General features: G+C 31.3%; 9 protein-coding genes. All 9 read right to left on the bottom strand.

All coding sequences use genetic code 11. From position 1 onward, the window contains the following. Positions 1-689 (bottom strand): undecaprenyl-diphosphate phosphatase (locus tag ENO17_03680; GenBank protein ID HER24136.1); only part of this gene is annotated, 689 nt, incomplete at its 3' end. An 8-nt stretch (positions 690-697) separates the two neighbouring features. Continuing rightward, positions 698-2,311, bottom strand: coding sequence for a Na/Pi cotransporter family protein (locus tag ENO17_03685; protein HER24137.1), 1,614 nt, complete (start codon positions 2,309-2,311; stop codon positions 698-700). 130 nt (positions 2,312-2,441) lie between these two features. Continuing rightward, positions 2,442-2,897, bottom strand: coding sequence for a dUTP diphosphatase (locus ENO17_03690; GenBank protein ID HER24138.1), 456 nt, complete (start codon positions 2,895-2,897; stop codon positions 2,442-2,444). Between the two features lie 48 nt (positions 2,898-2,945). Further along, positions 2,946-5,087 (bottom strand): polyribonucleotide nucleotidyltransferase, encoded by a 2,142-nt coding sequence (locus ENO17_03695; protein HER24139.1) that lies wholly within the window; start codon positions 5,085-5,087, stop codon positions 2,946-2,948. 258 nt (positions 5,088-5,345) lie between these two features. Beyond that, positions 5,346-5,615, bottom strand: coding sequence for a 30S ribosomal protein S15 (locus ENO17_03700; GenBank protein ID HER24140.1), 270 nt, complete (start codon positions 5,613-5,615; stop codon positions 5,346-5,348). 273 nt (positions 5,616-5,888) lie between these two features. Next, positions 5,889-6,821: a bifunctional riboflavin kinase/FAD synthetase gene (locus ENO17_03705; protein HER24141.1), complete on the bottom strand. Its 933-nt coding sequence runs from the start codon at positions 6,819-6,821 to the stop codon at positions 5,889-5,891. Positions 6,822-6,842: 21 nt separating this feature from the next. Continuing rightward, complete coding sequence (gene truB / locus ENO17_03710; GenBank protein ID HER24142.1) at positions 6,843-7,775, bottom strand: tRNA pseudouridine(55) synthase TruB; 933 nt, start codon at positions 7,773-7,775, stop codon at positions 6,843-6,845. Positions 7,776-7,907: 132 nt separating this feature from the next. After that, complete coding sequence (locus tag ENO17_03715) at positions 7,908-8,936, bottom strand: bifunctional oligoribonuclease/PAP phosphatase NrnA (protein ID HER24143.1); 1,029 nt, start codon at positions 8,934-8,936, stop codon at positions 7,908-7,910. Then, positions 8,893-9,273: a 30S ribosome-binding factor RbfA gene (gene rbfA, locus ENO17_03720; protein HER24144.1), complete on the bottom strand. Its 381-nt coding sequence runs from the start codon at positions 9,271-9,273 to the stop codon at positions 8,893-8,895. Before rbfA ends, ENO17_03715 begins: the two co-directional genes overlap by 44 nt. Between the last annotated feature and the right edge of the window lie 147 nt (positions 9,274-9,420).

The following is a 9,420-nucleotide window of genomic DNA, read 5'->3' on the forward strand; positions in this document are numbered from 1 at the left end:
AATCCGGATAATACTAAGATAGTTAAATCTATATTCAAGGAAGATAATTCCTTAATTTTAAAGATTGAAGCACCCAGAATAATAGGTATAGATAGTATAAAAGAATATTTTGCCGCAAATTTTCGATCTAAATTTCTTGATAATCCGGCAATAATAGTAAAACCGGATCTCGATATTCCCGGTAAAATAGCTATAGCTTGAGCTACACCTATAATAATAGCATCTCGATAGGTAATTTCCAAAATATTCTTGCCGTTCCCAACGTAATATTTATTGCCTAACCAAAGCAAGATTCCGGTAATTACTAACATAAAGGAAGTTATTATGGGTTTAGCGAAAAGTATTTCAAAATATGAATCAAAAGCATATCCAATAATTGCTGCCGGAATGGTACTGATTCCTAAAAACCAGGTGAGTTTTGATGATGAATCATTTCTAAAAATATCGGACATATTTTCTCCACGACACAGTTGATAAATACTTTTGAGAAATGAAATTAATAATTCTTTTATATCTTTATTATATAGTACTATTACGGCAACTACTGTTCCAAAATGCAAAAATGCTTCGAATGCTACACCCGGTAAACGTAATCGCAACAGATACTTTGCGATAACTAAATGCCCTGAACTACTTACCGGAAAAAATTCAGTTAATCCTTGTATTAACCCTAATAATATGAATAACATATTTTCCTCTAACTTTTAGATAATTCGTCAATAACCATTAAACTAATATTATTAGCATGGTCTCCCACTCTTTCTAAGTTACTAATCAAATCTAAAAAAATAACTCCTGATTCGGGATAACAAACACCTTGGTTAAGTCTCTTTATATGATTACTACGAAGTTCTTTCTCTATTTTATCAATCTCATCTTCTTGTAGAACGACTTCCCGTGCTAATTCTACGTCCCTAATTTTTAGGGCAGATACCGATTTATTTAATGAAAATTGAACTTTTGAAAACATATATTTAAGTTCATCTAATGCTTTTTCGCTAAAAGGTAGTTTTTCATTGATTTTTTCTTCTGCAAGTTCAGCCAAATTTTCAGCATGATCACCTACTCTTTCTATATCATTCACTATATTCATTAAATTTGTCAATCTTTTCGATTGCGTAGGGCTAAGGGATCGTTGAGAAATTAATACCAAATATTTGGTAATTTCCTTTTCCAGGGTATTTACTACTTCTTCTTTCAAATATACATTGTTTAAGGTATTAAGGTCATTTTGAATAAAAGACATCATCACATCATTTAACATACTTTCAGCCATTTCCCCCATCCTCACTAGTTCTTTAGTCACCTGACTAAGAGCAAGGGATGGTGTATTTATCATTTCTTTATTCAGGTAGAGGGGACCTTTCTTGATAACTATCTCTTCACCTGGTAAAATTTTAACCACCAGTTTAATAAAATAAGAAAGAAAAGGAATTAATATTGCTGCGTCAATTACATTAAATAGTGTATGTGCGTTGGCAATTTGCCTTGGGATGCTGGAGGAGGTAAAAGATACCAGGTAGGCGAATTTATTTATAAAGAAAAAAAACAGAATAACCCCTCCAATATTAAAAAGTAAATGAGAAAAAGCAAGTCTTTTTCCGGTTATTGAACTTCCTATGCTGGCAATTAAGGCAGTAACACAAGTTCCTATATTACTTCCCAAAATAAGGGGTATTGCTGTTTCTAAGCTTATAATACCCTGAATGGACATAGCGATGATGATGGCTGTGGTAGCACTACTGCTTTGAATAACGGCAGTAAAGATGGCGGCAACTACAATACCCAATAAAGGATTTATAGAAATATTAGTTAATAAAGTTATAAAGGGAGCATAATCTCTTAAGGGTTTTACTGCTTGGGACATAGTGTACAAGCCTAAAAATAGTATGCCAAAACCGAGTAATATTTGGCCAAAATATTTATAGCTTCTTTTTCTGGCTAAAAAATTAATAATAAAACCAATCCCAATTGCCGGGAGAGCATATTTTTCTAAGCGAAAAGATACGATCTGGGCTGTTATGGTAGTACCTATGTTCGCACCGGCAATGACACTTACCGCTTGCTTTAAGCTTAATAATCCTGCATTAACCAATCCGATAGTAATAACGCTTGTTGCGCTACTACTTTGAATAATTGAAGTTATTAAAGTGCCGGTTACAACACCCATTACCGGTTTATTGGTTAAGAATTCCAGAATTTTCTGTATTCTATCACCGGTAACTTTTTGTAGGCCATCGCTAAGTAACTGCATCCCATATAAAAATAAACCCAGACCTCCCACCATACCAAAGATTAGTTCAGTGGTCATTGAATACCTCCGCCTAAGTTAGTCGTTAGTATATAGTAAAGAAAAAATAGCGGTGATAAGTAACCTTTTTGAGGAATTAGGAAATTTAATCTTAATGCTTATTACTCATTACTTATCACTCATTACTGTTTTAGATGCCGCTGTGTCCGAAGCCACCTTCTCCTCTTTTGGTTTTATCCAAGGTCTCTACAAGTTTAAATTTAGGAAAAAATATTTTTTGTATGACTAATTGGGCTATCCTATCTCCTCTTTGTATAGTAAAATCATCTTCACCCAAATTAATTAATATTACCTTTACCGTACCTCTATAATCCGAATCAATAGTACCAGGGGTATTTAAAACAGTAATTCCATGCTTAATAGCTAAGCCGCTTCGGGGCCTTATTTGTCCCTCATACCCTTCGGGAATCATTATTTTTATCCCCGTAGATACCAATTTTATCTTGCCCGGTTTTAATACGGTATTTGATGGTTCCGCAGATAACAAATCAACACCAGAGGAGAATTCACTTGTGGAAAAAGGTAAAGGTAAATCTTCGCATCCGCTAATTTTTTCTATTTTTATTTCAATCTTATTATTTTCCACAAGTAATCCCTTTTTTGAATTATTTATTTTTATATTGAATTATATACTTTAATCGTAATTTTCATTTTTTTTATCTCTGTCATCTTCTACAACACCATTTTCATCATTATCTATTTTTCTCAGATCAATTCTACCTTGACTATCAATTCCAATGCATTTAACCAAAATATTATCATTCACTCTAACTACATCTTCTACTCTGCCTATGCGTCTTCGTGATAATTTAGAAATATGAACTAATCCTTCTTTACCGGGAAATATTTCTACAAAAGCGCCAAAACTTGTGGTTCTAGTTACTTTACCTTCATAGGTTTCTCCTACTTTGGCTTCTCTTACCATATCTTCAATCATTTTTTTTGCGCTGTTTAGAGATTTCCCATCTGCCGAAGCAATAAAAATTTCACCATCGTCTTTAATATCGATAGAAGCTCCGGTTATTTCTATAATTTTTTTAATATTTTTTCCGCTAGGACCGATGATCAAGCCAATCTTAGAAGGATCAACATTTATTATTGTAATTTTTGGTGCATAGTCTGATAATTTTTCTCGAGACTGCGATAGGGCTTTATTCATTTTTTCAAGAATATACAATCTTGCTTCTTTCGATCTCTTTAAAATATCAATCAGTGTATTTTTGGAGATGCCGGCAATTTTTAGATCCATTTGAATGGCGGTAATACCAAGGCTGCTTCCGGCAGCTTTAAAATCCATATCTCCGTAATGGTCTTCTAAGCCTAAAATGTCAGTTAATATTTCTACATTTTCATTCTCTTTTACCAATCCCATAGCAATACCGGCAATAGGTCTTTTAAGAGGGACACCGGCATCAAATAAAGATAGGCTGCCTCCGCAAACGGTCGCCATTGAAGAGGAACCATTCGATTCTAATATTTCCGATACGATACGAATAGTATAAGGAAATTCTTCTTCTGAGGGAATCAATGCTTTCAATGCCATTTCAGCTAAGGAACCATGGCCAATTTCTCTTCTTGATTGCCCCCTTCTTGGTCTTACTTCACCTACGCTAAAAGGAGGGAAATTATAATGTAAATAAAACCTTTCCGATGATTCTTCTTCTAAAGTATCTATAAATTGTCTATCTTTTACTGTTCCTAAAGTAGTGATAACTAAGGCTTGAGTTTGTCCTCTGGTAAATAATGCGCTACCATGTACTCGTGGTAATACTCCAGTTTCGCAGCTAATTGAACGTATTTCATCTAACTTTCTTCCATCGACTCTTACTTTTTCTTTAATAATTAAATTACGAACTACTTCTTTGCAAGTCTCATCATAGGCTTCTTTCAAAAAAAGAATATTATCTCCTTCGGGAGATAATTTTTCCATGATCTGTTTAAAAATATCTTCTAGTAAATTTTCTCTTTCCTTTTTTTCAATTTTACATATAGCGTTTTTAATTTCCTTCTGGTAAAGATTATTAATTTCTTGCCGATAATTATCGGTTAATTCTGATGTTTTTTGATAATCTTTTTCTTGATCGACCTTAGACTTTCCTAAAATAGCTGCCAGTTTTTCTTGACCTTCTATAATGGTCTTTATTGACTGGTGAGCAACATTAACTGCTTCAAATATAGTCTCTTCAGAGACTTCTTTTGCCTCGCCTTCCATCATAATAATTGAATCTTTTGTACCAGCGATAATTAAGTTCAATTCAGTATTTTCTAATTCTTGAGGACCAGGATTGATAATAAATTTTTTATCTATTAGGCCAATTCTTACAGCCCCTATGGGACTTTGGAAGGGAATATCTGATATCCATAAAGCTGCAGAAGCACCTATCATGGCTAATATATCGGGTAAATTTTTTTGATCAAAGGAAAAAACGGTGGCAATAATCTGAACATCGTTTCTATATTCTTTAGGGAATAAAGGTCTCAAGGGCCGGTCAATAAGCCTGGAAGTCAATATCGCATTTTTACTCGGCCTACCCTCTCTTTTGAAGAAACCACCCGGTATTTTACCTGCGGCGTAAAATTTTTCCTCATAATCAACCATTAAGGGGAAAAAGTCCGTTCCTTCACGTGGTTCCGGGGAAGAAGCTGCTGTTACCAATACAACGGTTCCCTCGCAACTAACTACTACTGAACCAGCCGCCTGCTTGGCAATTTTGCCGGTTCCTATATTTATTATTTTACCATCTAAATTAATTTCTGTTTCTTTGCTTTTTAACATTAAATAATATTTATCCTCCTTATTATTTAATCCGCTTGCTGAATTGTAAATATTAACTATTGATTATTGTAATTATTTTTTATTCATTCCTATTTGTTGATATCTTGTAAAAGAGAGAAAAAAGCGTTCAGTTAGAACGCAGAAGACAATTCGGATTTTTCCAATCCGACCCTCATTTAAACAATATTATGAAAAAATAATAATAATTATAAATTTCTTAAAATATAAAAATAAAACTTATTACGAACGCTTAATTTACTATTTTCTTAAATTTAATGCCTCAATTACCTCTCGATATTTATCGATATTTTTACTTTTAAGATAGTTTAACAACCTTCTTCTTTTTCCTACCATTTTCAATAAACCTTGCTTTGAATGAAAATCTTTCTTATTTTTATTTAAATGTTCGGTTAAATCGTTTAGTTTCTCAGTTAAAATTGCAATTTGAACTTCCGGTGATCCGGTATCAGTATTATGATGCTGATATTTTGTTATTACTTTTTCTTTATCTTCTTTAGCAAAAACCATGTTATTTCTCCTTCTATTTTTTATTTATATTCTAATTAGGGAAATTTTCTTCTTCCCCAGTTTTAAATTATTTTATTTTTTATTAAACATTTTATACATTTTAATTATTGATTTGTATCTTTAGTATTTTATCATAAACAGCCTTACCCTTCAACCTAAAATTAGTATTAAACAAAAACATTATCTTAGTATAGCGTATAAAATAAAGTAACCAGTAATATTTAATGATTAATGAGAATAAATATTTCCGAAAATACAAAAACCCATACCTTATTACAAATTATTTATCATTTTATGAGCTAATAAAAGATCTTCCTCTATTTGTTTCCTTAATAAATTTGGATGATTAAAATATCGTTCTTCTCTAATTTTTGATAAAATGCTTACCGATAGTTTTTTATTATAAATTTTTTTATTAAAATTTATAATGTGAACTTCTATAGTACGTTCTATCTCTTTAAAGGTCGGTTTAATTCCTATATTCATTAAACCATAATATTTTTTATTATTAATTTTTATATCTACTAAATATACGCCGTTAACCGGAAGAAGTTTATCTATGGGTACCTCTATGTTAGCGGTAGCAAAATTTAATAATTTTTTCCCCCTTCCCTTTCCGGGGATCACTCTTCCTGAAAGAGCGAAATTATGCCCTAAAAATTCTCTTGCTTTTTTAATGTCTCCTAATTTAATATGATCTTTTATTAAAGTACTGCTAATGATGTTATGGTCTATCACTATTGGTTTCAATATATTTGTTTTAAATAAGTATAACTGACCACTTTTTTTTAAAATCTCTATAGTTCCTTTTCCCTGAAAACCAAATTTATAATTAAAGCCTACAAAAAGTTCTTTAACGTCTAATTTAGTGACTAATATTTTGCTAATAAAATCATCGGGCGACATTTTACTCATCATCTTGTTAAATCTGATGATCAGAAAAATATCAACATCTAATTCTTTAATGAGCTTTATCCGCTCTTCCAAAGTAGTTAATAAAAAAATATTGCTTTCTGGCTCGATTATTTTATCGGGGTGAGGGTCAAAAGTGACTACAATGCTTATTCCATTGTTCTTTTTAGCTGCATTTGAAGTTAATTTAATTAATTTTTGATGTCCCAGGTGTACACCATCAAAGACACCTAACGCAATGTATCGTTTCTTTTTTGGCAATATTATATTTTTGGAGTATTTTATAATTTCCATGATGTATTATTTTAAATCTAATTAGCAAATTTGATTATTTTGAAAAACTTTAACCGCTTTAAAAAAAATATTTTCCCCCTTTTTAGCCATTGGAGTACCTATGGCTAAAAAATTACCTTCAAGGTCAAACATTTTAACAAAATTATTTTTTCTTTTGTTTAGTCTACCCGGCATCTCAACAATTTGATCAATTGATATTATCCCACCATTTAATACGACTTTAATTACATCGTTTTTTACGGTTAGGGTATCAAATTCATCAAGGGCGGAATCAATGCTAATAAGATATTTCTTTCCTAGAGTTTTTTCTTTTTTTAATTCTTCTAAGTTTAATGAATCTTCAATGCAAAAGTTACCAACTTTTTTTCTGATTAAATTTGTTAAATGTGCTCCGCAACCCAGTTCGTTACCTATGTCATTGCATAATGTTCTAATATATGTACCTTTTGAGCAGATAACTTCAAACTTTACTATAGCTGATTTTTTCTCGTATTTTATCAAATTCAGTTTAAATATATTGATTTCCTTGGGTTTTCTTTTTACTTCTATACCTTTCCTGGCAAGGCGATACAATCTTTCTCCCTGGTGATGAGCAGCGGAAAACATAGGCGGTATCTGGTGAATTAAACCGGTATATTTATAAAATATTTCATTAATCTTTTTATCGTTGATATCTGCTTTTATTCCCCTTCTTTGAATAATGTTCCCCTCTGAATCTTGAGAGTCAGTACTGATGCCCAAGATCATATCTCCCTGATAGTGCTTTTTCATATCTACTAAATATTCGGCGATTTTTGTTGCCTGGCCTATACATACTAATAGAACACCGGAAGCAGAAGGGTCTAATGTCCCAGTATGTCCTACTTTAGGAATACCCAAAATATTCCTAATTTCTTTTACAGCTTGATAAGAGCTAATTCCTTTTGGTTTATTTATATTTAAAATTCCGTTCATCAATTCCAATAACTATTTTTTTTATTATGATAATATTTTTCTATTTGGTTACCTTAATATTATTTTATTCACTATAACTATCCTGATTACTAACCTTTTCCGCCAGCTACTAAGTAACCAACTGTCCGACAACTAATTTTCATATCCAAGACATCTAATATCATTAAATAATTCAGAAAGTATTTTTTCTTTTATTTCATCTATCTTGCCGGATTGTAAACAACCGGCAGCGTTTGGATGCCCGCCTCCTTTAAATTTAGCGGCAAACTTATTCACGTCAAAAACTCCTTTGGAACGAAAACTAACCTTTATTTTACCATCCTCAGCTTCTCTAAAAAGGAGGGATATCCCTATCTTGTTTAAGGTGGAAGCAACGTCAATTATTCCTTCTATCTCCTCATCTTTCGCTTTGATTTCACTTAACATCTTACGAGTTATTGTTACCCATGTAACATAATTAGATTTGTCTACCTCTAATGTTGCAAGAGCTTTCCCTAACAATTTTAATCCCGAATAGGTATTTCTATTATAAATGTTATTAGCAATTAAATATGGTTTTATATCTTTAGAAGTTAAATCGGAAACCACTTTAAAGGTTTTTGAAGTTACATTTGAATATCTAAACGAACCTGTATCGGTAATTATAGCGGTAAATAGGCAGGTGCAAATATTTTTATCCAATAAATTCCTATCTATGGATCCAATCAATTCATAAATAATTTCTCCGACAGAGGAAATAGAGCTGTCTATATAATTAAAATCCCCAAAACATTCGTTGCTTTTATGATGGTCAATATTTATAATGGTTTTTATTTTTTTCAATAATTCGTAGGTTTTCCCAATTCTTTTGATATTGCTACAATCAAGGACTATACCTACATCGATGCTGCTTGGATTCAAGCTATAAGCTTCTAAGCTATTTACTCTATGGTTACCGGGCAAAAAATCATATATTTTGGGTAATCTATCTTGGTTTAGAATAATGGGATTTTTCTTCAATTTTTTTAAAATAGAGTATAAAGCAAGTTCTGAACCAATTCCATCTCCATCAAGATTTACATGAGAAGTGATTAAAAAATTGTTATTTTCTCGCATTAATTGGATGATTTCATTAAAACTATTCATTATTTTTATCTTTCTTCGAATTTCCCTGTGGAGCATTAATTTTACTAATAATTCTCAATAATTTGTATTGATGCTCTAATTCTTCATCGATTTTAAATTTTATATCTGGCACATATCGCAGTTTTAAGTCTTTTCCTAATTCTCCTCTTATAAATTTGGTAGCATTCTTAAGTCCTTGCAAAGCTTTTTCTTGCTGCTCATCGCCATTAAAGATAGTCACAAAAATATCGGCATATTTCAGGTCAGATGAAACTTTTATCCTGGTTATTGTAACAAATTTTATTCTTGGATCGTTTATTTTCCGATAAATTATATTATTAATTTCTTTTAAAAGAAACTTTTCCAATTGTTCACTTCTTTTAGATGGCAGCATTATTTAATTCTCCAATTACGATTTAGCAATTTAGCAATTTATCAGTTTATCAATTGACAAAAAACTATTTTAATAAATATTTTAAAATTTACCAGATTTTTTTATAAAACAGTGATCTTGAAATCTAATAGTTGTAATTTATTTTGC

It is taken from the genome of Candidatus Atribacteria bacterium (genome assembly GCA_011056645.1).
Lineage (GTDB): Bacteria > Atribacterota > Phoenicimicrobiia > Phoenicimicrobiales > Phoenicimicrobiaceae > Sediminicultor > Sediminicultor quartus.

Coding starts and splice junctions, on each gene's coding strand:
- ENO17_03685 (HER24137.1), bottom strand. CDS start 2,311: ATGACCACTGAACTAATCTTTGGTATGGTGGGAGGTCTGGGTTTATTT.
- ENO17_03695 (HER24139.1), bottom strand. CDS start 5,087: ATGTTAAAAAGCAAAGAAACAGAAATTAATTTAGATGGTAAAATAATA.
- ENO17_03700 (HER24140.1), bottom strand. CDS start 5,615: ATGGTTTTTGCTAAAGAAGATAAAGAAAAAGTAATAACAAAATATCAG.
- ENO17_03705 (HER24141.1), bottom strand. CDS start 6,821: ATGGAAATTATAAAATACTCCAAAAATATAATATTGCCAAAAAAGAAA.
- truB (HER24142.1), bottom strand. CDS start 7,775: ATGAACGGAATTTTAAATATAAATAAACCAAAAGGAATTAGCTCTTAT.
- ENO17_03715 (HER24143.1), bottom strand. CDS start 8,936: ATGCTCCACAGGGAAATTCGAAGAAAGATAAAAATAATGAATAGTTTT.
- rbfA (HER24144.1), bottom strand. CDS start 9,273: ATGCTGCCATCTAAAAGAAGTGAACAATTGGAAAAGTTTCTTTTAAAA.